This window comes from Lachnobacterium bovis DSM 14045, assembly GCF_900107245.1.
Classification (GTDB): domain Bacteria; phylum Bacillota; class Clostridia; order Lachnospirales; family Lachnospiraceae; genus Roseburia; species Roseburia bovis.
The window spans coordinates 1-24,678 of the sequence record NZ_FNPG01000024.1; the positions used below are offsets into that span (position 1 = coordinate 1).

The 24,678-nt window shown below is 34.1% G+C and carries 24 protein-coding genes and 1 pseudogene; 19 read left to right on the forward strand and 6 right to left on the reverse strand.

The window, feature by feature from the left end:
* Positions 1-254, reverse strand: a 254-nt coding sequence (locus BLV79_RS09475; protein ID WP_143470247.1) for a transposase, incomplete at its 3' end; no start/stop codon positions are given.
* Between the two features lie 81 nt (positions 255-335).
* On the opposite strand from BLV79_RS09475, the pseudogene BLV79_RS09480 reads away from it, so the two are divergent.
* From BLV79_RS09480 to BLV79_RS13190, 7 genes and pseudogenes are all read left to right on the forward strand, one after another.
* Positions 336-683, forward strand: a pseudogene (locus BLV79_RS09480) (tyrosine-type recombinase/integrase); the annotation flags it as partial.
* Positions 684-694: 11 nt separating this feature from the next.
* On the forward strand, positions 695-1,381 hold the full coding sequence (locus BLV79_RS09485) for a hypothetical protein (RefSeq protein ID WP_074718440.1): 687 nt from the start codon (positions 695-697) through the stop codon (positions 1,379-1,381).
* A 5-nt stretch (positions 1,382-1,386) separates the two neighbouring features.
* A complete protein-coding gene (locus BLV79_RS09490; protein WP_074718442.1) occupies positions 1,387-2,340 on the forward strand; it encodes a PD-(D/E)XK nuclease domain-containing protein in 954 nt (317 codons plus the stop codon).
* A 10-nt stretch (positions 2,341-2,350) separates the two neighbouring features.
* The gene (locus tag BLV79_RS09495; protein ID WP_074718444.1) at positions 2,351-3,439 is read left to right on the forward strand and encodes a hypothetical protein; all 1,089 of its coding nucleotides are present in this window, start codon (positions 2,351-2,353) and stop codon (positions 3,437-3,439) included.
* A gap of 554 nt (positions 3,440-3,993) precedes the next feature.
* The gene (locus BLV79_RS09500) at positions 3,994-4,380 is read left to right on the forward strand and encodes a hypothetical protein (protein ID WP_074718446.1); all 387 of its coding nucleotides are present in this window, start codon (positions 3,994-3,996) and stop codon (positions 4,378-4,380) included.
* Between the two features lie 42 nt (positions 4,381-4,422).
* On the forward strand, positions 4,423-5,421 hold the full coding sequence (locus BLV79_RS09505) for a type II toxin-antitoxin system antitoxin SocA domain-containing protein (protein WP_074718448.1): 999 nt from the start codon (positions 4,423-4,425) through the stop codon (positions 5,419-5,421).
* Positions 5,422-5,578: 157 nt separating this feature from the next.
* The gene (locus tag BLV79_RS13190; protein ID WP_278320472.1) at positions 5,579-5,704 is read left to right on the forward strand and encodes a hypothetical protein; all 126 of its coding nucleotides are present in this window, start codon (positions 5,579-5,581) and stop codon (positions 5,702-5,704) included.
* A gap of 109 nt (positions 5,705-5,813) precedes the next feature.
* Here BLV79_RS13190 and BLV79_RS13360 read toward each other — a convergent pair whose 3' ends face one another.
* Both BLV79_RS13360 and BLV79_RS13195 read right to left on the reverse strand, forming a co-directional pair.
* On the reverse strand, positions 5,814-5,903 hold the full coding sequence (locus BLV79_RS13360; RefSeq protein WP_143470248.1) for an IS3 family transposase: 90 nt from the start codon (positions 5,901-5,903) through the stop codon (positions 5,814-5,816).
* Positions 5,896-6,024, reverse strand: a complete 129-nt coding sequence (locus tag BLV79_RS13195) for a hypothetical protein (RefSeq protein WP_278320473.1) — start codon at positions 6,022-6,024, stop codon at positions 5,896-5,898. The genes BLV79_RS13360 and BLV79_RS13195 overlap by 8 nt, the downstream gene beginning before the upstream one ends.
* A gap of 282 nt (positions 6,025-6,306) precedes the next feature.
* On the opposite strand from BLV79_RS13195, the gene BLV79_RS09515 reads away from it, so the two are divergent.
* From BLV79_RS09515 to BLV79_RS09555, 9 genes are all read left to right on the forward strand, one after another.
* Entirely contained in the window at positions 6,307-7,356 is a 1,050-nt protein-coding gene (locus BLV79_RS09515; RefSeq protein WP_074718450.1) for a Fic family protein, read from the forward strand.
* A 3-nt stretch (positions 7,357-7,359) separates the two neighbouring features.
* A complete protein-coding gene (locus tag BLV79_RS09520; RefSeq protein ID WP_074718452.1) occupies positions 7,360-8,862 on the forward strand; it encodes a type I restriction-modification system subunit M in 1,503 nt (500 codons plus the stop codon).
* Positions 8,863-8,877: 15 nt separating this feature from the next.
* Positions 8,878-9,738: a BRO family protein gene (locus tag BLV79_RS09525; RefSeq protein ID WP_022750474.1), complete on the forward strand. Its 861-nt coding sequence runs from the start codon at positions 8,878-8,880 to the stop codon at positions 9,736-9,738.
* Positions 9,739-9,778: 40 nt separating this feature from the next.
* Positions 9,779-10,789: a restriction endonuclease subunit S gene (locus BLV79_RS09530; protein ID WP_074718454.1), complete on the forward strand. Its 1,011-nt coding sequence runs from the start codon at positions 9,779-9,781 to the stop codon at positions 10,787-10,789.
* A 43-nt stretch (positions 10,790-10,832) separates the two neighbouring features.
* Positions 10,833-11,801 carry a site-specific tyrosine recombinase/integron integrase gene (xerA, locus tag BLV79_RS09535; protein ID WP_074718456.1) on the forward strand — a complete coding sequence of 323 codons (969 nt, stop codon included), beginning with the start codon at positions 10,833-10,835 and terminating at the stop codon, positions 11,799-11,801.
* 144 nt (positions 11,802-11,945) lie between these two features.
* Entirely contained in the window at positions 11,946-13,013 is a 1,068-nt protein-coding gene (locus BLV79_RS09540) for a restriction endonuclease subunit S (protein WP_074718458.1), read from the forward strand.
* Between the two features lie 216 nt (positions 13,014-13,229).
* Entirely contained in the window at positions 13,230-16,592 is a 3,363-nt protein-coding gene (locus tag BLV79_RS09545) for a DEAD/DEAH box helicase family protein (protein WP_074718460.1), read from the forward strand.
* Between the two features lie 110 nt (positions 16,593-16,702).
* Complete coding sequence (locus tag BLV79_RS09550) at positions 16,703-17,815, forward strand: HNH endonuclease domain-containing protein (protein WP_200795894.1); 1,113 nt, start codon at positions 16,703-16,705, stop codon at positions 17,813-17,815.
* On the forward strand, positions 17,816-18,124 hold the full coding sequence (locus BLV79_RS09555) for a nucleoside triphosphate pyrophosphohydrolase (RefSeq protein ID WP_074718462.1): 309 nt from the start codon (positions 17,816-17,818) through the stop codon (positions 18,122-18,124).
* A gap of 241 nt (positions 18,125-18,365) precedes the next feature.
* Here BLV79_RS09555 and BLV79_RS09560 read toward each other — a convergent pair whose 3' ends face one another.
* The 3 genes from BLV79_RS09560 to pdxS all read right to left on the reverse strand — a co-directional run bounded on the left by BLV79_RS09560 (position 18,366) and on the right by pdxS (position 22,039).
* Positions 18,366-20,396, reverse strand: coding sequence for a methyl-accepting chemotaxis protein (locus BLV79_RS09560; protein ID WP_074718464.1), 2,031 nt, complete (start codon positions 20,394-20,396; stop codon positions 18,366-18,368).
* Between the two features lie 179 nt (positions 20,397-20,575).
* A complete protein-coding gene (gene pdxT / locus BLV79_RS09565; RefSeq protein WP_074718466.1) occupies positions 20,576-21,160 on the reverse strand; it encodes a pyridoxal 5'-phosphate synthase glutaminase subunit PdxT in 585 nt (194 codons plus the stop codon).
* A 3-nt stretch (positions 21,161-21,163) separates the two neighbouring features.
* Complete coding sequence (gene pdxS, locus BLV79_RS09570) at positions 21,164-22,039, reverse strand: pyridoxal 5'-phosphate synthase lyase subunit PdxS (RefSeq protein ID WP_074718468.1); 876 nt, start codon at positions 22,037-22,039, stop codon at positions 21,164-21,166.
* A gap of 244 nt (positions 22,040-22,283) precedes the next feature.
* Between pdxS and pdxR the strand changes: the two genes are divergently transcribed.
* The 3 genes from pdxR to BLV79_RS09585 are packed head-to-tail and all read left to right on the forward strand — an operon-like array spanning position 22,284 to position 24,598.
* On the forward strand, positions 22,284-23,675 hold the full coding sequence (gene pdxR, locus BLV79_RS09575; RefSeq protein ID WP_074718470.1) for a MocR-like pyridoxine biosynthesis transcription factor PdxR: 1,392 nt from the start codon (positions 22,284-22,286) through the stop codon (positions 23,673-23,675).
* A 42-nt stretch (positions 23,676-23,717) separates the two neighbouring features.
* Entirely contained in the window at positions 23,718-24,230 is a 513-nt protein-coding gene (locus BLV79_RS09580; protein WP_074718472.1) for a nitroreductase family protein, read from the forward strand.
* A 20-nt stretch (positions 24,231-24,250) separates the two neighbouring features.
* Positions 24,251-24,598 (forward strand): arsenate reductase family protein, encoded by a 348-nt coding sequence (locus tag BLV79_RS09585; protein WP_074718474.1) that lies wholly within the window; start codon positions 24,251-24,253, stop codon positions 24,596-24,598.
* The last annotated feature ends 80 nt before the right edge of the window (positions 24,599-24,678 follow it).

Consider the following 24,678-nt stretch of genomic DNA (forward strand, 5'->3'; position numbering starts at 1 on the left):
TGGATTTCTTTTTCCTGTTCTCTGATACGTTTTCTAAGTTCGATTAGTTCCTCATTCAGTGATAAAGCATCATCAGGTGTATGAACTGCTGATGCAACATGTAAACGTCCTTCTTTAAATGCTTTTATCCAACAATAGATAGTACCGTCTGGAACACCTAATTCTTTCGCTGCTTTATGTCCACCTATTTCCTGTGCGAGTTTTACTGCCTGTGCTTTGTACTCCATGTCATATGTTCTTTGTTTTTTTGCCATATTGTCCTCCTGTTTTCTGATTGATTATCATTATATCAAAAACCTTGAGGATAGGGTGTCAAATTTTATTGTACAATACCATTCTTTAAGTTTGTGCATGATGATGTGGTATATTGCAAGTATTATGAAGTGATTTATATTCTCTTTCACACGGGAATGAGAATATCAGAATTTTATGGTCTTATCATGAAGGATGTTGACTTAACAAACAATGTCATCAATATAGACCATCAGCTTCAAAGGACTTCTGATATGAAATATATCATGGGTCATTCTGATATAGAAGTAACACTTAATGTTTATACTCACATCGGATTGGATGATGCAACGGAAGAACTAAGGAAACTGGAAGAAATGGAAAATGCCCGTAGGGAATTGGAAAAGGGGCAGGCGAAACCAGTAAGCCAGAAAATGTTTAAAGCAATTTAGAAGGAGGATATATGGCTGCAAGTAATATTTTGATATATAAATTTATTCTTCGTACGGATTTATCATGTGTTCAAATAATAGATAAATTAGAACAACAGATTTTGGATGAAACGCGGTTTGTAATAGATGATTATAGCGACACGGAAATATCTGGAACATATATATACTCGTCTATATATAAGAGCGTTGAGTATGATTTTGATACAAATTCTTTTCAAAATATAACAAGGAAAAAATATGTTACAACAGAGTTTCATATTAATTTAGAAAAGAATTATATGGATGTATGGGGCTCAAGTCAAAATGCAAGCAAGATTATAACTGCTTTATCAATTGCAATAGATAATAAGGCAATTATTGAACCATTAGAGTTGGATTTTTTGAAAATTATTGAGTACCTAAAAGAAACAGATAATGTGATTGTCGGAAAGACTACGGCTACACAAGTGGCATTTAATGATGGTATATTAGCTGATTGTACATTTGATCTTTCGAATTACGATAATCCTTTTGAAATCATTGAAAGGTACAAAAAGAACATTGATAAGATTTCAATAAAGTGGAAATGTGAAGATGTATATATTGGTATGCTTATATTTATTTCAGGTACAATTAGGATATATAGATTGAGACATTCTATTAACAATAAACAGTTAAACATGATTTATCGTATGCTGGAATGTTCGGGAAGGAGATAATAGTTATGGGTGAAAATGCGCAAAAAATTGGGAAAAAATTAGAATCAGTAGGTTTTGAACTGCTAAGCATGTTTAATTGGAAAAAGAAAATGGGAGACAAAGAAATAAAGTGTACAAGAAGTACCCATAAGAACTCGAAAGGGACTTCAAAAAGAACGCATGGTGTGGATTTATATATGGAGTATAAAGATCCATATTTAGGTGGTGTTCAAGGTGTATTTATTGAGTGTAAAAATAGAGAATGGGCAAGTATATCAAAATCAGAGATACAAAATTGGGTGAATGAAGAGATTAATCTAATTGATTGTGCAAGAAATAACTCTGAGTTGCAAGAATTTTATGCTGATGGGGCTGATAAGAATTGTGCTCTTCTTATTATTAACTGTAATGATGGAAAATATGATCATAAAAAATTTGAGCAGTATTTGTCAGAGTTGGAAATACCAAATAAAAAAATACCATATAAAATATTTATAGCAGGTAACAAAACATTGGAGAAATGGGATGCAATTGATCGCATGATAAAAACTGATTATTTAAATGGTATTAATGTATTGTATCCAAGTATTAATAACTCACAACCTATTTCAGAAAATTATTGGAGCTTGAATCATTTATTTGCTAAATATATATTCTGCGAAACAACAGAAAAGGAAGAACTTCGAAATGGTGATACACATACAAATAAAATATTGGTTGTATTTTGTCTTGATTGTATTACGTCAGAAAGTATTCAATATTTATGGAGTATGTGCAGGACATTTCAATATGAAAATAGATATGATGCATATGATTTCTGTTTTTGGGTAGAGAACCAAGATGATTGCAATTATATAAGAGAGAATTTTATTAATATAATCAGCAATTATGATAATGGTAGAGTTGATGAGAAAATAATAAAAGCTATAAAAACAAAGTTTCTATTAAACAGAAAAATAGGCGTGGTTGAAAATAGATAGGGGTGTTAAAATGGTAACCAATTATGTTGATAATAAAGAACTTAAAAGAGTTATAGAAGATGGAAAACTTAAAACCTTTCGAATTCGACAAATATTAAAAAAACAAGGGATAATTTTAACTTCTACAAATGCTGAGCAGATTGCAGAGCAGGTTTATCCTGTTTTATGGGGAACTGGTGATATAGAAAAGATGAGCCAATCGATTGAAGATGGTGGAAATTATTTAAAATCATCTGTGTTTGTGTTAACAAATTCAGATGTTAATAATATCATGGATGATACGGAGGATTTCTTTTCAAATTTTTCATTCCGAGAATCTAAATATAGTTTGATGGCAATAGTAAGAGATGGTGATAACATTTTAGTGAAATTGCGTTACGCATTATCAAGACCAGGAAGAAATGCGTTTATATCTACTCAGTATAAGGAAACAGAGATAAAGATTAATAAGATGTCAAAATGTGAAGTGTTAGTTGATGTTAGACAAGCATCTAGTAGTGAGATGAAGGATTTTAATAGGGTTTTGGAATCTCAAATTAAAAAATATTCTTCATTTTCTGCAAAACATATATCTTTACAGGTTTTGACTAATGAAAATCGCGTGGCTTTTTTTGATGAGTTTGTAAAAAAGAAATTTGCAGGATGGCGATTTGAAACTGTTACAAAAATAGAATTAAAGAAATATGAAGGTACCGATGATGAAGAAACAAGAGAATTGGATGGTGAGGAAGAAGGAACATTAAAAAATCTCCAAGGAATTACAAGTGCTATTCTTAATGGTACAAGCATTAGAAATAATTCTTTTGTTCAAGAATGTTTGGATAATAATTTTTATGTTTCAACAATGGGATATAAGTTTGAATCTATTGCAGATTTGCGTGCAGTTGTTGTTGAAATAAACTTTAAGTATGACGATTTGAAAATAGATATCTGCAAAACATATGAATATGATTCTGATGTGGAAGATTTAAGACTGCATCCGTCAGAATATTCGGTTCAGGAAGCTATTCTTTCAATGTTTCAGAAAGGGGCATATGAAAAGTATAGCGAAATTTTAGAACGTCAAAAAAAGGAAGCACTTGAAATAAAACTTTCATAATTACGGTAGTATGATCTACGAAGTTTTATTACGATTGATGTCTGTGTATTGTATAATTTTGCTACAATTTGCATTTTTACATACATATTCATTGAAAGCTGTAAATGCCCTGGAGATTTTGTAAAATCTAGCAAAACTAAGCTGTATTTATCAAATTATGAAGGAGAAATTTTATGATAAAGGTGTTATTCATCTGCCATGGCATGGTATTAACCAATGGATAGAAATCCTTTGTTTTCAAGCATTTGACGGAATAAAAAAATGAATTTACAACTAGTTTACAACTTTTAAAATTGCTACGATACGAATTATAAAAATGAACAATAAGTACACTTAACCTTAAGTGGCCTTGGCTATAAATAAACGAACCCGTCCTAGGGTGTCAAAAGCAGGAAAATGATTCTGTAGATTGACACTATGGGGCGGGTTTGTTATTTAAACTCGAATGAGAATAATAAAATTATAATGATAGGGTATTGACAAAAACCTATCATCGGTGTACTATAATGATAGAATAAATTAAAAATACTATCACATAAATTGGAGGATAAAATTTGACAGCAACTTATGATGACATTAAGAAGTATCTAGAAGAAGTAAAAGCTGCAATTAATGCTGGAAAATATAGAGTTGAGATGAATGATAAGAGACAGGATAATCAAGATTTGTTTATGGACTATGTAATTACTGAGGAACATAGAAAACAGATTCTACTGGGGCTTACACGAATGGATTTTTCAGAGATTCGTCCCAACGATCATAAAGGATTTGAACATGAGATGCTATATGTGTTTGGAAAGAATGTAAATTTATTACGTAGATTTGGTTCTGGAGTGGAACAGGTTTCGCTATATATTAAATTTAATAAGTTGGAATCAAGATATGTTATAGTAATTTCATTTCACAAGCAGAAATATCCGCTAAAATATTATTTTAAATAGAAAAGAAAACAAATCGAAACGCAAAATTAGGAGGAAAACAAAATGGCAAAGGAGAAACTGTACGATTTTTGTACGCATTGCAGGGATGACAGAGCATACACACTGCGGAAAAAGATTGTGAAAAAAGAAATAAAAAATAAAACTTATGATTTCGAAATAATGGTTGCTATATGTGAAGAATGTGGAGAGGAAATGGATATTCCTGGTCTCTTGGATTTAAACATGAAAGCTATTGACGAACAGTATAGACGTGCTGAGGGATTAGTTAGCATAGAAGATATCAATAGAATAATGGAAATTTATAATATTGGAAAGGCGCCGTTGTCAACGGCGTTAGGATTTGGAGAGATCACAATTACACGATATCTTTCAGGACAAATCCCTTCAAAAGAATATTCTGATGTAATTAAAAGGGTTTTATCTACACCAAATTATATGATTAAGTTATTAAATGATAATGCTGAAAAGATTGGAGAAACAGCTTATAAAAAGGCAATTAAAGCAGCTGAAGAGATTGCGGGAATGTTTTGTATGTCAGACGAAATGTTATTAACAATTTCTTACATTTTTGAACAGATGCAGGAAGTTACACCATTGGCACTACAGAAAATTTTATACTTTATTCAGGGTATATATATGGTAATGTTTGATAAGCCACTGTATAAAGAAGATTGTATGGCTTGGGTGCATGGGCCTGTATATGGAGAAGTATATGATTTATTTAAAGATTTCAAATTTAACCCAATTGAAGATAACAGGTTTGCAATATTAAAGGAACGATTTGCAGAATTAGATAATCAGGAAAAGATGGTAATTGATTTAGTAATCAATACATTTGGGAAATATAGTGGAAAGGTTCTTGAGAATATTACACATAATGAGGACCCTTGGAAGGATGCACGAAGCGATTATGAACCATTACAACCATCTAGAGAAATAATCAGTAAAGAAGAGATAAAGAAATATTTTAGTAATGTAGCTAATTCTTATGGAATTGATTCGGAAGAAAAATTAAATAATTACATTCAAAGTTATTTGTAAGGTATGTAAGAGAGAAATCCCTAAACATAGAAAAAGCCAGAGTTTTTGCTCTAGCTATTCCCTTGTCAAAGTGAACCCTTGACTTTTTATTCGCAAAATAATCATAACAGGGGGGTACCATTTTTTGCAAGGAGATTATGCAAAGGAGGTACACGAAATGGCTGTACATCATGGCGGAAAAGTCGGTAAAGCTGGAAAGACACTTGCTAGTAAATCTTCTAGCAAAAGTTCAAAAAGCAAAGCCGGAACCACATTAGCAAACCATAAAGCTAAATGTCATTGATAATGACAAAGACCTGGGCAAGTCTATAAAATGCCTATTTTTAATAGATTATGGTGGAGGTTAATATGTGTACTGGTCAACATTTTGGGTAACAAGTCGGACGGATAAATTAGCTAAACCTTAATTCCATTGGTGTTAAATTGTTATTATGAGTATGTGGTCTGACGTAGTTATACCAGTTAATATATTGCTTAGTCATCTTGTCTAACTAACATTTCAACGCTATCAAATGTAAACCTATAATAAAAACAATTTTTAAATGTATTATAATATGCATCTACTACTTCCTTTTTGAAATCTTCATTGTACTTTGCTGACATAATTGGTCCTCCTAGATAATATTATTTATAACATATTATCTGTCCAAGGTGTTACCAATTTAGTATACTAGTACAATGAGCCGAGTTTATAATTTGCGAAGGATGATGATGTATTCGTCCCTCTTAATTCATTCATCGGATTACTCAATTTAGTCATTGGCAGCAAAAATGACTAAATTAAATCTCTTGACACTAAATTGAAAAAAAGAGTAAGATTAAAGGAGCTTAATTAAGTCGTGAGAGATGAAAATGACTAAATTAAAATGATTATGAGGTAATTGGATGAGAGACTACAATTATAAGGAAAAATGGCAGAAACTGCTAATACCTGACATTGTCCAGAAGCTTACTCTTATTAATGAATTTAAGGGTGAGCAGCGCTTGTTTATCGAAGCACACAAGGATGAATTGAACGAGTTAGTAGAGATTGCCAAGATTCAAAGTACAGAGGCTTCAAACCGAATCGAGGGAATCTTTACTGCGGATGACAGACTTAAAAATCTGGTGCAGGAAAAGACAACTCCAAGAAATAGGGATGAATCTGAGATTGCCGGGTATCGTGATGTATTAAATATAATTCATGAGAGTTATGAGTACATACCGATTAATGCAAATTACTTTCTACAATTGCATCGAGATTTATATAAGTTTATTGGTGATGTCGATGGCGGTGTGTTTAAGACCGGTGACAACATTATCCGTGAGCGAGATGAAAAGGGCAATGAAAAGATAAGATTCAAACCGGTTCCGGCATGGGAAACACCGGAGTCTTTAGATGCACTATGCGTGGCATATAAAGAAGCAAAGAATGAGGCTGATCCATTAATACTTATGAGTATGTTTATTTTGGATTTCCTGTGTATTTATCCATTCAATGATGGCAATGGAAGAATGAGCAGATTGCTGACGCTTTTGCTTCTGTATCAGTCTGATTATATTGTTGGAAAGTATATCAGTATAGAGAAGATTATAGAAGAGTCTAAAGAAACGTACTATGAAGTTCTTCAGGATAGTTCGATAAACTGGCATGAAAATGAGAATGATTATAAGCCGTTTGTTAACTATATGCTTGGAGTTATAGTAAATGCTTATAAAGAGTTTGAGTCCAGAGTAGAGCTTGTTACAAATCCGAATCTGTCAAAGTCAGATCGAATTCGTGAGATTATAAAAAATCACATCGGAACGATTACAAAGTCAGAACTTTTGGAAATGAATCCTGATATAAGTGATACAACGGTTCAGAGAACACTGGCAGAACTTCTAAAGAATAATGAAATTAAGAAAATCGGCGGGGGCCGTTATACGAAATACACATGGAATGTGGAGGATTAATAAATGATTACAGGTGAATTAAAAAATAAAATCGATGGACTTTGGGATGTGTTTGCAGCAGGTGGATTGGTTAACCCACTGGAAGTAATCGAACAGATTACATATCTTATGTTTATCAGAGATTTGGATGATGTAGATAATAAGCGTGAAAAGGAAAGTGCCATGCTTGGGCTTCCTTATCACAGTATCTTTGAAGGTGAAGTGAAGATTGGAGATCGTTCTATTGAAGGAACACAGTTGAAGTGGTCTGTATTTCATGATTTCCCAGCTGGAAAAATGTATACTGTTATGCAGGAATGGGTTTTTCCATTTATTAAGAATCTTCATAGCGATAAGAATAGTGCATATTCCAAATATATGGATGATGCTATTTTCAAACTTCCAACACCGCTTCTCTTATCAAAGGTAGTAGATTCTTTGGATGAGATTTATGAAATTATGAACTCGACACAGTCATCTGATGTACGTGGTGATGTGTATGAGTATTTGCTTAATAAGATTGCATCAGCTGGAAGAAATGGTCAGTTTAGAACACCTCGTCACATTATCCGCATGATGGTTGAGATGGTAGATCCAAAGGCAGATGATGTAATCTGTGATCCGGCTTGCGGTACTTCGGGATTCCTTGTTTCAGCTGCAGAATATTTAAAGGAAACAAAGAAAGAAGAAATCTTCTTCGATAAAGATAAAAAAGAACATTATATGAACTCTATGTTCAATGGCTTTGATATGGATCGAACTATGCTTCGTATTGGTGCTATGAACATGATGACACATGGAATTGATAATCCGTTTATCGAGTATCGTGATAGCTTGTCAGATCAGAATGCAGATCATGATAAGTATTCATTGATTCTTGCAAATCCACCTTTTAAAGGAAGTTTAGATGCAGATGCTGTTTCAGGAGATTTGCGTAAGGTATGTAAGACAAAAAAGACAGAGCTTTTATTCTTGGCTCTCTTCCTTCGTATGTTAAAAGTTGGTGGAAGATGTGCATGTATCGTCCCAGATGGTGTCCTTTTTGGGTCATCTAAAGCGCATAAGGATATTAGAAAGCAGATAGTTGAAGAGAACCGATTAGAGGCCGTGATTTCTATGCCTTCCGGAGTGTTCAAACCATATGCCGGTGTATCTACTGCAATTCTCATCTTTACAAAGACAGGGCATGGCGGAACTGATAATGTCTGGTTCTATGATATGACTGCTGATGGTTACAGTTTGGATGATAAACGTACACCGATTAGCGAAAATGATATTCCAGATATCATTGAACGTTTCAAAAATCTGGATAAAGAGGCTGATAGAGAGCGTACGGATAAGTCATTTATGGTACCAAAAGAGGATATCGCAGACAATGATTATGATTTATCTATCAACAAATATAAAGAAGTGGTGTACGAAAAGGTAGAGTATCCACCAACATCTGAAATCATGGCTAATATTCGTGAGATTGAGATGGAAATTGGCAAAGAAATGGATGAGTTGGAGAAACTGCTGAATATCTAAAATGGGGGAATGTACATGGCCGATAAGATTCAATTATACGAGGATCAACCTATTCGAACAGCATGGGTTGAGGATGAAGAAGAATGGTATTTTTCGATTGTGGATGTGATTGGTGTTTTAACTGAGAGCAAAGATCCAGCAGCGTATTGGCGTAAGTTAAAACAAAGGATGAAAAATGAAGGAAATGAAACCGTGACAAATTGTCACGGTTTGAAAATGACAGCACAGGATGGAAAGAAAAGGCTTACTGATGTAGCTAATACAGAGCAGCTGTTACGTTTGATTCAGTCAATTCCTTCAAAGAAAGCGGAACCTTTTAAAATGTGGTTAGCACAGGTAGGACGCGAACGAATTGAGGAAACAATTGATCCAGAATTAACGATTGATAGAGCTTTGGAAACATATGCAAAACTAGGTTATGATGCAGATTGGATCAATCAGAGATTACAAACGATTCGAGCACGAAAAGAATTGACAGATCAGTGGAAATCTCATGGCGTTGAGCAAGGAAAAGAGTTTGCGATTCTTACAGATGAGGTCACAAGAGCGTGGTCCGGTATGTCGACGAGACAGTATAAGAATCTGAAAGGTCTAAAAAAAGAGAACTTGCGGGATAACATGAGTACGCTGGAGTTGGCGTTAAATATGTTAGCTGAGGCAACAACTACAGAGCTCACAAAAGCTTCGAATCCAATTGGTTTAAGCGAGAATCGGAAGGTGGCGCAAGAAGGTGGAACGATTGCCGGCAATGCCAGAAAAGAGATTGAAGAACGAACAGGTCAGCCGGTGATTACTTCTCAGAATGCAAAACAACTTCAGAATCTAGTGACAGGATTAATTGAAGGTGTAGTGGTTGAAGAGAACGATAAAGAATGAAAGGATAATCTCATCAAATTGAGATTTGTAGGGATGATAGATGGAAGCTTTTAATGATATATTTGAGGACTGCACAAGCCTTGGAACAAAGATTCCGAAAGACAATTATTTGTCTGAAGGGAAATATATTGTAGTGGATCAAGGACAGAACATTATTGCTGGGTATACGAATGAGGAAGATGGACTTTATGAAGATGTTCCTGCAATAGTATTTGGTGACCATACAAGAATTATAAAATATGTTGATGAACCGTTTTTCTTAGGAGCAGATGGTGTAAAGCTTTTGAAATCCAAGAAGAAGGATGCAAATTACAAATATTTGTATTATGCATTAAAAAACGCTCGAATACCTGATACTGGATACAATCGTCATTTTAAGTGGTTAAAGGAAGTAAATATCGAGTATCCAGAGCCGGATAAACAACAAAAAATAGTAGAAGTGCTCGATAAGATTTCAAGAGTAATTGAAGAACGAAAACTAGAACTACAGCAATTAGACGAACTCATCAAAGCCCGATTTGTCGAGCTCTTTTATGATAAAGGATATCCGGTATTAGGATGGAATGATGTCTTTAACACTACAACGGGCAAGCTTGATTCTAATGCAATGGTAGAAGGTGGGGAATATCCCTTTTTTACATGTGCAAAAGATATATTTAGGATTGATAAATATGCTTTTGATCAAGAAGCCCTTCTTTTGGCAGGAAATAATGCGGCTGGAAAATATGATGTTAAGTATTATAAAGGGAAGTTTAATGCATATCAGAGAACTTATGTATTAGGACTAAAGCAAGACTGGTCATATAGACTGTTTCAATATCAGTTGGAGGATAAACTCGTTTATCTTCAACAACAATCATTGGGGGGATTGACAAAGTATTTAACTATGAAAATCCTTGGCGATTTGTCATTTATTATTCCACCAATGGAAAAGCAAACTGAGTTTGAAAGCTTTGTCAAACAAGTCGACAAATCAAAAGTTGCAGTGCAGAAAGCTTTGGATGAGGCTCAATTATTATTTGATAGTTTGATGCAAGATTATTTTGGATAAATAAAGTGGTTGCAGGGATGCTGGTAAAGAAAGGATTACCAGTATGGAAGAAAAGATTGTAACTATTTTAAACGAGATGTCGGAGTATCTTTCAATTGCACAAATGAAGAAGCTTCAGGAAGTTATGTTGGATGTTTTTTCAGGAAAAATTGAAAAGCGAAAACAAATTTCAAATCAAGAATACTTGCGATTGTTCTTGGCAGCGAAAACAATTGAAGGTTGTTCGAAGCGAACAATTCAATATTATCGAGTAACGATTGAAAAAATGCTAACGGTTATGAATCAGCCAATTCGTAAGATTAGCACGGATGATATGAGAAGTTACTTGTCACAATATCAAGAATGGAATGGTTGTAGCAAGGTGACGGTTGATAATGTTCGTCGAAATATATCCAGTTTCTTTTCGTGGCTTGAAGAAGAAAATTATATTCTAAAAAGTCCAATGCGCCGAATTCATAAGATTAAAACTAATCAACAGGTGAAAGAAATAATTACGGATGAGGATATAGAGAGGCTTCGTGATAGTTGTAGCTGTAAGAGGGATCTTGCGATGATTGATTTGCTTTATTCTACTGGTATTCGTGTTGGAGAACTTGTGAATCTGAATATTTCTGATGTGGATTTTGAAGCCAGAGAGTGTGTTGTTTTTGGAAAGGGTGGAAAAGAGCGGAAGGTGTATTTTGATGCTAAAGCAAAGTTGCATTTGCAAGCATATCTATCTAGTCGTGTAGATGATAATGAGGCACTATTTGTAACGTTAGATGCTCCACATGATAGGTTGAAAATAAGCGGCGTAGAAATAAGAATCCGTTCCTTGGGGCGAAGTAATAATATGACGAGGATTCATCCACATAAGTTTAGACGTACAATGGCTACGAGAGCTATTGACAAAGGTATGCCGATTGAGCAGGTACAAAAGATTTTAGGACACTCACAAATAGATACAACGATGCAATATGCGATGGTAAATCAAAGTAATGTAAAGTTGTCGCATAGAAAATATATATCATAGTTTAGGAGAACTTTAGATGAAAAGAGTACAATGTCCAAATAGTGATGAATACTTAACTCGTGTTTTCACAGATGGTTTTCCAAATCCACATAGCATAAAGAAATAATAATACATCCTATAAATTGAGATTTGTAGGGATGATAGATGGAATATAAAGCGTTAAAGGATATAGCAAAAATTACGATGGGACAGTCTCCAGATTCATCTAGCTATAACGAAGAAAAAGAAGGATTGCCATTCTTTCAAGGTAATGCTGATTTTGGTGAGTTATATCCAAATGAAAGAGTCTGGTGCAATGAACCTAAAAAAGTAGCAGAACCGGGAGATATTTTAATTTCTGTAAGAGCACCTATCGGTGCGTTGAATTATGCTAAAGATAAATGTTGCATAGGACGAGGCTTAGCAGCAATAACTATAAAAGATGAGGCTGAGCGAAATTATGTATTTCATTTGTTAAAAGCCAGAAATAATGACCTAAATCAGAAGGGAACAGGAAGTACTTTTAAAGCTATTGGGAAAAATGTTTTAGAAGAGTTAGCCGTACCACAGATAAGCCGCGATGAACAACAAAAGTGTATGGATATGATGGATTTGTTAGAGTCCATTATAAGAGAAAGAAAGTCTCAGCTAGACAAGTTGGATGAGCTCATCAAAGCCCGATTTGTCGAGATGTTTGGTGACCCTATGTTAAATCCTAAAAATTTTGTTGTTAAAACAATAGACCAAGTAGCAGTGTTAAATAAAGGAATTACATATTCACCTAAAGATGTTGCAGATAATGGAATGATTGTTCTTAGGTCAAGTAATATTAAAGGAAACGTATTTGATTTAGAGGATTTGGTAAAAATAACGAAAAAAGTATCTTCTGATAAATATGTACAAGAGAATGATATTTTAATGTGCAATCGTAATGGTAGTGCAAGATTAGTAGGAAAAGTAGCAATGATACCAAAGCTAAAAGAAAATATGACATTTGGAACGTTTATGACAATTGTACGAAGTGATATTTACGAATATTTATTTGCTTTTTTTCAAACAAAAGCTTTTAGAGAGCAAATTAAATTTCAAACAGCAGTGGCAATTAATCAGATATCTTTACCGTTATTGGCTTCTGTTAAAGTACCAATACCTCCAAATGAGCTAATAGATGAGTTTGCAGATTTTGTTAAACAAGTCGACAAATCAAAAGTTGTCGCTTTAAAAGCAGCATAAATGGAGAGAGCATGGGTATTGTAGAAAAGGCTCCAAAGAAGATGAGCGAAGATATTCTGAAGATAAAGATTATCGCTGGCAAAAGGATATGAAAAGATTAAAAGCTTTTGCCAGAAAAAAGTTGAAAGAAGAATTGGTCGACGAACTGGCTGAATGTTGGTTAGAGCTGGAAGTATATCGTCGTAGAGATACATAGAACTCTAAAGGGGTGGTTATATGATAACAAATTTTGATTATTTAAAAAAAGAGCCAAAATTTAAGAGATTTGCTGATGTAGCGATTTCTGCAGAGAGAATTATTCTGATGGATCCGGAAGCAAGTATTATTAATAGCCGTCGTGCTATGGAGTTTGCTTTGAAATGGATGTATTCCGTTGACAAGGAACTTGAGATGCCATATCAGGATAATCTGCAGAGTTTAATGAACGCAGAAGAATATCGTCAGATTATTGGACCGGATTTGTGGAAGAGAATGGATTTTATCCGTAGATGCGGCAATAATGTGGCTCATAGCGGTAAGAAGCTGGGGCGAGACGAAGCGATGCTTTGTTTAGAGAATCTCTTTATTTATTTGGATTATATTGCATATTGTTATTCAGATTTATATGAAGAGCATGCTTTTGATCCAAATCTTATTACAGAAAGAGTAAAGAGAGTAAAGGAAAATCGTGAGCAGGCGGAAGCTACAAAAGCTGAACTTGAGAAGGAAATTGAAAGTTCTGCACAAAAGGATATTGATTTACAGAAGCTTCGTGATGAGAATGAGTCTCTTAAAGAGGCTTTATCCGCGCGTCGTGCAGAGAAGCAGCAGACTTATGTGCCAAAGCCTCTTGATTTATCAGAGTATAAGACCAGAAAAATCTATATAGACTCCATGCTGATTGATGCAGGGTGGACGGAAGGTAAGGATTGGATCAATGAGGTAGAACTACCTGGTATGCCAAATAAATCCGAAGTTGGTTTTGCGGATTATGTTCTTTATGACGATGCTCATAAGCCGCTTGCTGTTATTGAAGCGAAAAGAACCTGCGTGGATGTAGCGAAGGGGCGTCAGCAGGCAAAACTATATGCAGATATTTTAGAAAAAGAGTACGGCAGAAGACCGGTAGTTTTTCTTACAAATGGTTTTGAAACTCGTATTGTAGATAATCAGTATCCAGAGAGAAAAGTAGCTGAAATATATTCAAAACGTGATTTGGAGAAGCTATATAATCTCCAGTCTATGAGAACGAGCTTGAATCATATCTCTGTGGATAAAAACATAGCAGGTCGTTACTATCAGGAAGGTGCAATAAAGGCCGTTTGTGATGCTTTTGATAAGAAGAATCGTAGAAAAGCATTGTTGGTGATGGCTACCGGTTCAGGAAAGACCAGAACGGTTATTGCATTATGTAAAGTTCTCTTGGATGCTGGATGGGTAAAGAATATTCTTTTCTTGGCGGATCGAAATTCTTTGGTTACTCAGGCAAAGAGAAGTTTTGTAAATTTACTACCTGATTTGTCGTGCACGAATTTATGTGAGGAAAAGGATAATTATAATTCTCATTGTGTATTTTCTACTTATCAGACGATGATGGGATGTATTGATTCGGTAAAAGATGAGGCTGGCAAGCTTTTTACGAGTGGACATTTTGACCTTGTCATTTGCGATGAAGCACATAGATCCATCTACAACAAGTACAAGGATATTTTTACATATTTTGATGCGCCACTAGTTGGATTAACTGCGACACCAAAGGATGAAATCAATAAGAATACGTATTCTGTTTTTGAGTTGGAAAATGGTGTGCCTACATATGGATATGATTTAGCCCAGGCTGTAAAAGATGGATATTTAGTAGATTACATGTCTGTCGAAACAAAGTTGAAATTCATTGAGCAGGGGATTAGTTACGCAGAGCTTACGGAAGCAGAGAAGGAAATCTACGAAGATACATTTGAAGATGAAAATGGAGAACTTCCGGAAAAGATAAATTCTTCTGCCTTAAATACCTGGCTGTTTAATGAGGATACCATTCGTCAGGTGCTTCATATCGTAATGAGAGATGCGTTGAAGATTAATTATGGAGAAAAGATTGGTAAGACAATTATTTTTGCCAAGAACCATGCGCATGCAGAAAAGATTTTGGAAGTGTTTAATAAAGAATATCCAAATCTTGCCAGTGGAGCAAACGGTCAGGCTTTTGCTAAGGTCATTGATAATTATATGACCTATGCTCAGAGTGCAATAGACGAGTTTTCTGATGCGAAGAAGATGCCTCAGATTGCGATATCGGTAGATATGTTGGATACAGGTATTGATGTACCGGAAGTATTGAATCTTGTATTTTTCAAGAAAGTAATGAGTAAAGCAAAGTTTTGGCAGATGATTGGTCGTGGTACAAGACTTTGCCCGGGACTTGTAGATGGAGAAGATAAGAATAAGTTCTATATCTTTGATTTTTGCGGGAATTTCGAATTCTTCCGAATGGGAGAAGGACGTCCAACAGCTAATATGATTGCTTTACAAGGAGCAGTATTTAATTTGGAATTCCAGATTGCGTATAAGCTTCAGGATATTAATTATCAGGTGGAACGACTGATTACGTATCGTAATCAGCTGGTTCAAATGATGACGGGTAAAGTGAAAGAATTAAATCGCGAAAACTTTGCGGTTCGTCAGCATATTAAGTATGTGGATTTATATTCCTCTGAGAGTAATTATCAGACGCTTACATATGAGGATACATTATTGGTTCGAGAAGAATTGGCTCCGTTGATTTTGCCGGATAGTGATGAGGCTTCAGCGGTTCGTTTTGATGCATTGATGTATGGATTAGAATTAGCACAGCTTGCGGGGAAAAAGTATGGCCGGTTGAAATCTGATTTGTTTGATAAGGTTGGCGGAATAGCAACTGTTGCAAATATTCCGGAGATTCAGGCCCAGAAAGAGCTGATAGATAAAATCCTTAATACCGATTATGTAGAACGTGCAGGAATCGAAGATTTTGAACATATAAGAGATAGTCTGCGTAATCTGATGAAGTATTTACCTCATCGAAAGGTTCGTTATGACACAGATTTTTCGGATGATATATTGGATACACAGTGGAATGAATCTGAACTTGAAAATGATGAGTTGAAGAATTATAAGGCGAAAGCAGAATATTATATTCGTCAGCACCAGGATAATATTGTTATTGCGAAGTTGCGTACAAATCAGCCTCTTACACATTTGGACGTTGAATCTTTGGAAGAGATTCTTTGGAAAGAAGTGGGTACGAAAGAGGACTATGAGCAGGAGTACGGACAGAAACCTCTGGGTGAATTTGTTCGTAGCATAGTAGGTCTTGATATGAATGCAGCAAAGGAAGCTTTTTCTGAATTTCTCGACAATACAAACCTGGATAGCAGACAGATATATTTCGTAAACCAGATAGTAGAATACATTGTACATAATGGCATGATGACAGACCTTTCTGTGCTCCAGGAATCACCGTTTACAGATCAGGGAAGTGTAGTTGATATATTTACTGATTTAACGGTTTGGAGCACTATTAGAAAAGTAATAGAGAAGATAAACGCAAATGCGGTAGCGTAAAGAGTTAAGGGGGAAAGAATGAATATTGAACCAGGACGAATAATTGATGATTTTTTTGAAAAGAAAAAGTGCCAATATGCAATACCTGTGTTATACGAGGAGGAGTACATATGCAATTACCATATTCCGAAGAACTGAATATTGAATATCTTGGTCGTCTTTTTGATAATACCAGTGAATGCTATAAGTTCTTTTGGTTTAAGGCAATTGTTGCAAAGGTTACTGAAGGAAAACAAGAGATATCCTATGAGGAACTTGTGGATGAAATGATCGCAGATGCTTGGTATATGGTCACAGAATATCATCTTAATCTTGGACCGAAGGATACCTTGGAAGCTGTTGTAAATCTGATTAAACAGAAATATTCTGAGTTAAAATCATGTGAGAAAAAGACAGCTATTTTAGATCTGCTAAAAAACACTCAAGACAGAGAGATAAATAGCAAGAAGCGAACGCTTACTTATAATGTTCCATATCGCTTGCAATCACCATTTATGCCATCTATGAAGGGAAAAGAATGGAATGTGTCAGAAAGCAATTTGATTGCAAAGATAAATCAAGAGCAAAGACTAATGTATTATTTTACAGCTTTGAATGGTTTATCAACATCAATTATTGTAAACGACGATTGGGCTAGTTACATAAATAAGAATCAGGAAATTATCAGAGGTTGGTTAGAATACAATATGATTTTATATATTCAGAAGAGAAATCCAAGTGTTCCAGGGATAGCAGACAAACTGTATCCACCTCAGGAGCGTAAGCTTGAAAAGGTTAAGAAATATTGGAAGCTTATTATTGAGTTGCAACCTGTTCGTGAGATATATGGAAATGAGATTTTGACAAAAAAAGATATTTCTATCGATCACTTTGTTCCATGGTCTTATGTGGCACATGATGAGATGTGGAATCTCAATCCTACGACAAAGAGTATCAATAGTTCAAAAAGCAATAATCTTCCAGATTGGGAGATTTACTTTGAGCGATTAGCAAAGCAGGAATATCAATCTTATCAATTGATGTGGAAGTATGATCAGGTTCATAAGGAATTTGAAAAGTGTGCAAAGGAACATATTAATAGCGATGATATTAAATATCGCGTATACCGTAAGGGTCTAGAATATAACGAATTTGCTGGGCAACTGGCATCGATTATTTTGCCGGTATACCAATCAGCTCAAAACTGTGGATTTGGTAGCTGGCAGTATCAGAAGGAGGAGTAAATGAAGGTTTATAACAAATTGGTAAGAGATAAAATTCCAGAAATCATTGAAGCAGATGGGAAATATTGCAAAACAAGAATTCTTTCAGGAGAAGAATATATAGCAGCCCTTGAAGCAAAGCTTAACGAAGAGGTTGCAGAGTATCAGAAAGATAAGAATCTAGAAGAAATAGCAGATGTGTTTGAGGTATTACAAGCTATTTGCATAGCACGTGGATATTCATTAGAAGAATTGGAAGCACTTAGGGCAAAGAAAGCCAGTGAAAGAGGTGGATTTGCAGATAAAATATTCTTAGAATACGTGGAGTAAACTATGGAAAATTTTAAGGAATTCCAGGAGTTTTAAAAAGAAAATGACATAGACTACGAATTGTATGGATGTGAGGTTGATGGAAAAAAAACAAAATAGAAAACAAAACATCAAAAAATCAGGTCCTACTCTGCGCTTAAAGGTCAGCAAAGAGAGGACCTGATTACTTAATGCATATTAAAACTATATAGTGTATATTAAGATTTATAAAATCCAAACAAAAATCATAATAACAATCCTACTACAGTTTAAAAACATTAACAGATTCGTTTATTGTATCGGCACCTGAAGAAACGATAACAGCACTGTCTTTAACTTTCATACTTGACTCTGATACATTTTGTGCACTAACTGCAAGTTTTTCAAGAGTAGAAGTAACTTCTTGCGAACTTGCTGCCTGTTCTTCTGAAATTGAAGCTAAGTTCGTTGCAATGTCATTAATGTCGCTCATTGAAGTAATCATATCTTTTACAATAAGACCTGTTCCTTCAAGATTATTGAAAATCTTTTCAAAAGTTTTTTCAGCAGTTTCTACGGATTCAGTACTCTTTTTAATAGCTGAAACGTTTTCTGTAGATTTTTGAGATAAAGATGAAATCTGGTTTGCAATGTCTCCAATAATTGTTGCAATTTCAGTTGTGGCGTTAGCACTATCATTTGCAAGTTTACCTATTTCGTCAGCTACAACAGCAAATCCTTTTCCAGCCTCACCAGCACGAGCAGCTTCGATAGATGCATTAAGTGATAAAAGATTAGTCTGGCTGGCAATAGAATTAATCATTTCAATAATATTGTTTATCTGTTTTGCAGATTCATCTACATGTTCAACAGCACTATTAACATCAGACATAGATTTTGAAATTTCATCCATACTGTCTGTAACCAGTCTCATGTCATTTTGACCTTCACTTGCTATTGAAACAAGATCATCCATAACCTGATTAGTTTCAGTTCCTTGTTCAGTCAGGGTATTAATTTTTGATGCAAGTAAAATAGCATCACTTGAAAGGTTAGATACAGCTTGAGACATACCCTCCATTGTGATTTTTATGTTATTCATAGAATCCGATTGTTCACTGGCTTCGCTGTACATAATAGTAGACTCATCACGGCTGTTTTCGGCTTCGGCTGAAAGTTGGTTAGTGACGTCTTTCATAGTACTTAAAGTTGAATGCATATGTGAAATGAATTTTCGCATGTTGTGATTCATTACCCCTATTTCATCGTTGCTATGGTCAGGAATGTCTAGTGCAAAGTTTTTATTTGTTATTTCAATAATAATATCTGTAAGGTTTTTAACTGGTTTAGTAACTATAGTTTTCATTAATGCTATTATGACCACAACAATGACAATAACCATAATAATTGCAATAATCCCACAAACGACCATAAAGTGATTAAGTTCAGCAATTACATCTGCTTCATTTACATATGAAATCAAAGTCCAGTTAGTTTCTGGAACTTTAGCATAATATACGTAGTATGTTCTTCCTTTTCCTTGTAGTTTCTGAACTTCAGAAGGATTTTTCTTGTGGGTTTCATATATATGTGTTAAAAGTAAGTCATCAGAGTGTTCTGTAACTTTGGTGCCATTATATTTTTTATTTGAATAAGAAATAATCATGTCATCGTTCAAAAGTAAAGTAGAACCCGATCCCATAGGTTTTAGCTTTAACGTTTTTTCTGTAATAGAAGCAAGCGACATGTCTGATGCAGCTACACCTTTTCGGCCATCTTTTAATTCTATTTTTCGTGCAATTGGAACAACTAAGCTGTTTGTAACCGAATCAAGGTAAGGGCTACCTAGCGCAAACGTTTTATTTTTTAAACCATCTTGATACCAAGGTCTGTCTGCAAGTACATAATCAGGACCAGGTTTCCAACCAGATAAATCAAGAAAATCTCCGTTATCTAATCCAAGGTAAATACCATTTGTAGCGTCACTACTAAAAGTTTTAGAATTTTCAAGAAAAGCAAACAAATCATCATCATCTTTGAATGTACGGTTCTCTAAGGCAATGGTAAATGCATCAGATTTTCCAATAAATTTTGAAATATCCGAACCAAACGCATTAGAATTAGCCAAAGTTTCTTGCTTTAATGAATTTTCGGCGGAGTCGAGAATAATAGTACGAGCATTATAAATTAGAATAAAAATAATTATAGCTATAGAAAAAATAATTAGTGGGACAATGCATCGTATTAATTTACCACTAATAGTTTTATGCTTCTCGTTAAGAGAAGGGGTGTTTTTTGATTTGTTAGTTTTCAAGAAAAATACCTCCTTTATATGTAAATAGTCAGATTAACTGTTATGTGCATAAGGTTACACTATATTTATCGAATATTAATAAAACAGATTACAACAGTTTAATAAAAAAAATAAAAAACAGTTATTTTAACTAAAATATAAAGGAGATATAAAAAAATATAAATTTTTTAAAATATAAATTAAACAGCCAACTTAAGAGAAGGAGTAACTATTTGCTCTATAAAGTATCTATGAAGATAGTTTTTATCAGAAAGTTCTGGGTGAAAAGCCATAGCTATCTGATTATTGTATTGTACAGCAACCGGATTGCCATCATTTTCGATTAAAACTTCAACATCGTTATCAATTTTGCTTATGTAAGGCGCGCGAATAAAAATAAGTGGAAGTTCTCCAACATTTTTAAATTTTTTATTAATAACAAAGCTTCCAAGTTGGCGTCCATACGCATTTCGCTTTATTTTTACGGGAAGTGTGTCTAAATATGGTGAAGATTCACCTTCAATTACATGACTTAAAAGGATTAAGCCAGCACATGTAGCAAAAACAGGAAGACCGTTATTTATCTTATCTCTAAGAGGTTCTAGCATATCATATTCTTTTAATAAAAGGCCTTGGACGGTACTTTCTCCGCCAGGAAGAATAATGCCATCTATGTTTTCAAGATCTTCTTTTTGTTTTACTTCTATGCAATCAACGCCAAGAGATTCAATCATTTTTTCATGTTCAATAAAAGCACCTTGAAGTGCAAGTACACCTATTACCATAAATTACTGTCCCCTTTTTTCCATAATAATTTCGATTTCTTCAGCATTAATTCCAACCATTGCTTCACCTAGATTTTCTGAAAGTTTAGCAATTAATTTAGCATCAGTGTAATTTGTAACTGCTGAAACGATTGCACTTGCGCGTTTGTAAGGATCGCCGGATTTAAAAATACCAGATCCAACGAATACACCTTCAGCACCGAGTTGCATCATAAGAGCGGCATCAGCAGGAGTTGCAACACCACCAGCTGCAAAATTAACAACTGGTAATTTACCGTGTTTGTGAACGTATAGAACCAAATCATAAGGAACTTTTAATTCTTTAGCAACTTCAAAAAGTTCATCTTCTGCCATAGAATGGATTTTTCTGATATCAGCATTGATTTTTCTCATGTGTCTGACAGCCTGTACTACGTCACCAGTTCCAGGCTCACCTTTTGTTCTGATCATTGCAGCTCCTTCATTAATTCGACGAAGAGCTTCACCTAAATCTCTGGCACCACATACAAAAGGTACTTTGAATTTTGTTTTATCGATATGATAGATGTCATCAGCAGGTGTTAAAACTTCTGATTCATCGATGTAGTCAATTTCAATGGCTTCAAGAATTTGAGCTTCTACAAAGTGGCCAATTCGACATTTTGCCATAACAGGTATACTTACTGCATCCTGAATTTCCTTAATCATTTTAGGGTCGCTCATTCTTGAAACACCACCGGCAGCACGGATATCCGCTGGAATTCTTTCAAGAGCCATAACTGCACAGGCACCTGCTTTTTGAGCAATTCGAGCCTGTTCAGGAGTTGTAACATCCATAATAACTCCGCCTTTTAACATTTGTGCTAAACCTTTATTTAATTCATATCTTGATTCTTTCATTTTAATTACCTTCAATTGCACTTAATCTATTTTTCAGTTTGATGTCGAAAAAATTTATAGAAAAATAATTTCGTAAAAAGTTAAGTACAGTATATTCCTTTCTTATTAATTTCATTCATTATTTTTTTTACGTTGTTTTGAACTTGAAAAAATAATATAATATATCTGGATATAATAAAATATCCAAAAAGAAAATAAAAAAAAGTCCAGATTACATAATAAAAGAAGGAATAAAGAGGAGAATATGATTACATACGATTTTGAAAAAGCAAAGGGACCAATTTATTTATATGTTTATGAATGTCTGAAAAAAGACATTATTGAAGGAAAATTACAAGAAAATGAGAAACTTCCATCTAAAAGAACTTTTGCCAGAAACAATGGAATTAGTACCATTACGATTCAAAATGCATATGACCAATTGATAAGTGAAGGATATATATATACAATTCCTAAAAAAGGATATTATGTAGCACATATTGAGCATATTTCTAATGAACCCAAGGATATAGATGTTCAGTATAAGATTAAAACGATACCTAAATCTCGATATAATATAGACCTTTCAGATAATAGTATCAATTCAGACAATTTCCCGTTTTCAGTTTGGACAAGACTTTCTCGTGAAGTTATGTCAAATAAAAAAGATGAGCTTATGACTATTTCACCGGTGAATGGAGTTTATGAGTTGCGAGAGGCGATAGCCAAGTATCTTCAGTCATTTAGAGGGATGCTTGTTGATCCTAATCAAATTGTTGTAGGAGCGGGAACAGAGTTTTTGTATGGAATAATTATGGAACTTTTAGGGAAAAAAAAGATATTCGCAATCGAAAATCCGGGTTATAAAAAGTTGGAAATGATTTACAGACAAAAGGATATCTGTTGCCGTTATGTTCAGATAGATGATGAGGGAATGACTATAGAAAGTCTAAAAAAATCAAAGGCGGATGTTGCTCATATGTGTCCGAATCATCACTTTCCAACAGGCATAACAATGCCGGCGAGTCGTAGATATGAAATATTGGCATGGGCAAATGAAAAAGAAAAAAGATATATAATAGAAGACGATTATGACAGTGAGTTTCGTACGAAAGGTCGACCATTACCAACACTTTTTTCAATTGATGGATGTGAAAAAGTAATTTATATGAATACTTTTTCCAAATCACTATCACCTACAATAAGAATAAGTTACATGGTTTTGCCTATTCATTTAGCAAATATTTTTTATGAGAAAATGTTTTTTTATTCATGTACAGTATCTAATTTTGAACAGTATACATTAGCTGAATTTATAAAAAGAGGATATTTTGAAAAACATATTAATAGGATGAGACTATATTATGCCCGTCAAAGAAAAACAATGATTGATATTATCTGCAATTCCAGTTTGCACGATAGATGTATGGTCAAAGAAAATGATTCAGGATTACATTTTTTGCTACGTTTAGACACAAATATGGAAGATAGTGTTCTAAAAGAGGAACTGGCAAAACATAGTATAAAAATCCGTTCACTATCGGATTATTATTTTACCGAGGATGAAAAAAAGGAGCATTTATTCATTATTAACTACTCAAATATTGAAAAGAGTAAAATAAAAAAAGCACTAGAGGTAATTAATGATATAATATAAAAAAGAGAAAGATTTCGAAGAATTAAAAAATGGAGGGATAATATGGAATTTTCTAAAGTAGTAAAAGATCGTTATTCATGTAAAAAATATTCTGAAAAGAAGGTGGAAAAAGAAAAAGTAATAGCTATACTTGAGGCTGGACGTCTTGCTCCAACAGCTAAGAATCTTCAGGAACAAAAGATTTATGTACTTGAAAAACCGGAGTCACTTGCAAAGATTGATAAAGTGACACCATGTCGTTATGGCGCTCCAACATGTCTTGTCGTAGCCTTTAATAAAGATGATGTGTATACTTATCCAGGTACAGAAAGAACATCAGGAATTGAAGATGCAACAATTGTTGCTACGCATATGATTTTAGCTGCTGCAAACGAGGGTGTAGACAGCTGTTGGGTCAACAATTTTAATCCGATTGAGTTAGCAAAAGAACTAGATCTTCCAGCTAATGAAGAAATTCTTATGATAATGGATCTAGGTTATGCAGAAGAGGAATTTAAGCCATTACCTAACCATATGTCAAGAAAACCGTTGGACGAAACAGTTACATATATGTAAGTTAAAAGGGGGGGAATATTATGTTAGTTTTATGTTATCCAAGATGTACAACTTGTAAGAAAGCCTTGAAATGGCTTGATGAAAAAAACATAGAGTATACAACAAGACATATAGTAGAAGAAAACCCAGACTATGATGAACTAAAAAACTGGTACGAAAAAAGCGGATTACCACTAAAACGTTTTTTTAATACAAGTGGTAATGCATACAAAGAGATGCAATTAAAAGATAAGTTAAAAACAATGACTGAAGAAGAGCAACTAAAACTTCTAGCAACAAATGGGATGTTGGTCAAAAGACCATTGTTAATAGAAGATGATAAGGTTTTAGTAGGATTTAAAGAAGCTGAATGGGAAAAATTAATATAATAACTCCGCTAAGAACTAAGACATAATTTTTTAAAAAACTTAAATAAATTATACAAAAAAGTATCGTAAATGTTTATCAA

What these genes read in the sequence shown, in the direction of transcription:
- BLV79_RS09485 (WP_074718440.1), top strand. Translation starts at nt 695, where the DNA reads ATGGCTGCAAGTAATATTTTGATATATAAATTTATTCTTCGTACGGAT.
- BLV79_RS09490 (WP_074718442.1), top strand. Translation starts at nt 1,387, where the DNA reads ATGGGTGAAAATGCGCAAAAAATTGGGAAAAAATTAGAATCAGTAGGT.
- BLV79_RS09495 (WP_074718444.1), top strand. Translation starts at nt 2,351, where the DNA reads ATGGTAACCAATTATGTTGATAATAAAGAACTTAAAAGAGTTATAGAA.
- BLV79_RS09505 (WP_074718448.1), top strand. Translation starts at nt 4,423, where the DNA reads ATGGCAAAGGAGAAACTGTACGATTTTTGTACGCATTGCAGGGATGAC.
- BLV79_RS13190 (WP_278320472.1), top strand. Translation starts at nt 5,579, where the DNA reads ATGGCTGTACATCATGGCGGAAAAGTCGGTAAAGCTGGAAAGACACTT.
- BLV79_RS13360 (WP_143470248.1), bottom strand. Translation starts at nt 5,903, where the DNA reads ATGACTAAGCAATATATTAACTGGTATAACTACGTCAGACCACATACT.
- BLV79_RS13195 (WP_278320473.1), bottom strand. Translation starts at nt 6,024, where the DNA reads ATGTCAGCAAAGTACAATGAAGATTTCAAAAAGGAAGTAGTAGATGCA.
- BLV79_RS09515 (WP_074718450.1), top strand. Translation starts at nt 6,307, where the DNA reads ATGAGAGACTACAATTATAAGGAAAAATGGCAGAAACTGCTAATACCT.
- BLV79_RS09520 (WP_074718452.1), top strand. Translation starts at nt 7,360, where the DNA reads ATGATTACAGGTGAATTAAAAAATAAAATCGATGGACTTTGGGATGTG.
- BLV79_RS09525 (WP_022750474.1), top strand. Translation starts at nt 8,878, where the DNA reads ATGGCCGATAAGATTCAATTATACGAGGATCAACCTATTCGAACAGCA.
- BLV79_RS09530 (WP_074718454.1), top strand. Translation starts at nt 9,779, where the DNA reads ATGGAAGCTTTTAATGATATATTTGAGGACTGCACAAGCCTTGGAACA.
- xerA (WP_074718456.1), top strand. Translation starts at nt 10,833, where the DNA reads ATGGAAGAAAAGATTGTAACTATTTTAAACGAGATGTCGGAGTATCTT.
- BLV79_RS09540 (WP_074718458.1), top strand. Translation starts at nt 11,946, where the DNA reads ATGGAATATAAAGCGTTAAAGGATATAGCAAAAATTACGATGGGACAG.
- BLV79_RS09545 (WP_074718460.1), top strand. Translation starts at nt 13,230, where the DNA reads ATGATAACAAATTTTGATTATTTAAAAAAAGAGCCAAAATTTAAGAGA.
- BLV79_RS09550 (WP_200795894.1), top strand. Translation starts at nt 16,703, where the DNA reads ATGCAATTACCATATTCCGAAGAACTGAATATTGAATATCTTGGTCGT.
- BLV79_RS09555 (WP_074718462.1), top strand. Translation starts at nt 17,816, where the DNA reads ATGAAGGTTTATAACAAATTGGTAAGAGATAAAATTCCAGAAATCATT.
- pdxT (WP_074718466.1), bottom strand. Translation starts at nt 21,160, where the DNA reads ATGGTAATAGGTGTACTTGCACTTCAAGGTGCTTTTATTGAACATGAA.
- pdxS (WP_074718468.1), bottom strand. Translation starts at nt 22,039, where the DNA reads ATGAAAGAATCAAGATATGAATTAAATAAAGGTTTAGCACAAATGTTA.
- pdxR (WP_074718470.1), top strand. Translation starts at nt 22,284, where the DNA reads ATGATTACATACGATTTTGAAAAAGCAAAGGGACCAATTTATTTATAT.
- BLV79_RS09580 (WP_074718472.1), top strand. Translation starts at nt 23,718, where the DNA reads ATGGAATTTTCTAAAGTAGTAAAAGATCGTTATTCATGTAAAAAATAT.
- BLV79_RS09585 (WP_074718474.1), top strand. Translation starts at nt 24,251, where the DNA reads ATGTTAGTTTTATGTTATCCAAGATGTACAACTTGTAAGAAAGCCTTG.